This window comes from Bradyrhizobium sp. SHOUNA76 (assembly GCF_023006445.1).
Lineage (GTDB): Bacteria > Pseudomonadota > Alphaproteobacteria > Rhizobiales > Xanthobacteraceae > Bradyrhizobium.
Map to the genome: position 1 here is coordinate 1 of NZ_JALBHA010000832.1, position 1,616 is coordinate 1,616.

The 1,616-nt window shown below is 64.9% G+C and carries 2 protein-coding genes and 1 pseudogene; 1 reads left to right on the plus strand and 2 read right to left on the minus strand.

What is annotated here, in order from left to right:
• Both MOV74_RS37660 and MOV74_RS37665 read right to left on the minus strand, forming a co-directional pair.
• Positions 1-351: pseudogene (locus MOV74_RS37660) on the minus strand (hypothetical protein); the annotation flags it as partial.
• A gap of 396 nt (positions 352-747) precedes the next feature.
• Positions 748-900 carry a hypothetical protein gene (locus tag MOV74_RS37665; protein WP_246932515.1) on the minus strand — a complete coding sequence of 51 codons (153 nt, stop codon included), beginning with the start codon at positions 898-900 and terminating at the stop codon, positions 748-750.
• A 155-nt stretch (positions 901-1,055) separates the two neighbouring features.
• Between MOV74_RS37665 and MOV74_RS37670 the strand changes: the two genes are divergently transcribed.
• Positions 1,056-1,418 (plus strand): hypothetical protein, encoded by a 363-nt coding sequence (locus MOV74_RS37670; protein WP_246932517.1) that lies wholly within the window; start codon positions 1,056-1,058, stop codon positions 1,416-1,418.
• Positions 1,419-1,616 lie beyond the last annotated feature (198 nt).

Below are 1,616 nucleotides of genomic sequence, written 5' to 3' on the forward strand. Positions count from 1 at the left end.
CGAGGTCCGGCCCTGCAGCCCGGCCCGCCGCTCGCCGTCGTCCTCGACCGTGGCCAGCGTGGGCTCCGGTCGCGCCGTCCGGCCAGCGATATAACCGCCGAAGCCGAAGCTGATGATCGCCTGGATGATCAGATACAGCCCGGAGAGCAGCGCCAGCGCCGCCGAAGCATCGCGCCATGTCGGCGAGGCCGAACTGACACCGAGGCCGATGGCAACGCCAAAGCCGACCAGGATGAACGACATCGCGCCGGCGGAGAGAGCGCCTGCGAGCACCGAACTCCACTGGATGGACCGGCGGTCGTCGGCAGCGGCACCGCCCTCCATCATGTTGTCCCGTACGAGAGTTTCCATTGCCGTTCTCTCAGCGCAGGCCGAAGAACGACAGGATCGCCATGATCACCACGATCAAGCCGATGAGATAAATCAGTCCGTCCATAGTCCCATCCTCCTCAGACATTTCTGGTTGCTAATCGGGAGGAATGAGGAACGTTCCTAATTCGGCGTCAGTTGCGGAACGAACCGGCAAGATGTGCGTTTCCTGTTCGAGTCCCAAGGATGAAGATTGTGAGCACAAAGGCCTCAGCCGGTCAGCCCCGGGCTGGGGCCTTTCCGCGTTTGCAGCGCCTTATCTCTCCCTCGCCTGTCCTATGTTAAGGACGCCGGCCCCGGGATCATCAAAGATGCGATCGGGGCGGAGCCTTCCGGACCGGGAGCGGCGCGTGGATCGCAGAACGGCGCGCGCCTGCATCAGGCAGATGCATCCGGGAGAAGGCCCTTGCCGATCCCGAGCACCACGACCAGTGGATCGACGAAGCCATCAAATGGCTGGAGCGGGCGATGGAAGCGGGTCGTCGTGCCGTGGAAGCCGACGATGGCAGCCGCATCGCGGAGCCGACCCACGAAACCATTGCCTTGCATCGACGCATCGCCCGCCAGTGAGAGGCGGCCGCGACGCACTGCTGCGGCAATTGTTCCAGGGACGTAACAATGTTGCGGGTCGACACTGTTCCCGCCGCCATGCTAGGCCGGGCACAGACCGCAACCAGAGTGACGTCGTGCTTGCGAACCGCCAGCCCTCCAGAACTTGCCGTCCGCGCAATTGGCGCGGGCTGCTGTCTGTGCTGATCGCGGTTGTCTATCTGCTCGCGAGCGCGCTGCACGGCTCGCACGACATCGACGTCACCACGCCCGGTGGGGGCTCGGAGATCGCTGCGGTCCTCGACGGCTCCCCGGGTCACAGCGACCACAAGGCCATCGGCGGGCATCATTGCCATGGCTGCTTCTCGCTGACGGTGACACAGCCGCCGCTGTCGACCGCATCGGTCGCGCTTGTGTCGGCAACCAGCCCGCAACGTGCATCCCGGCTCGCCGGAATAATCCCCGATACCGACTCCCCACCTCCCAAACATATTGCCTGACGGATTGGTCGGGCGTTCCGCGCCCATTAGGTTCATCCTTCACAGGTCGGTTTCATGCTTCGCAGGGGAATGGCCGCGCGCCTGGCGTGCGCGGCGGTTTGTCTGATTGCCGGAGCGGCGCTTGCACCGTCTCACGCCCAGACTTTGACGATGCGCAGCGCGCTGTCGCGCGCGCTGACCGCGAGTCCGCGGCTGACG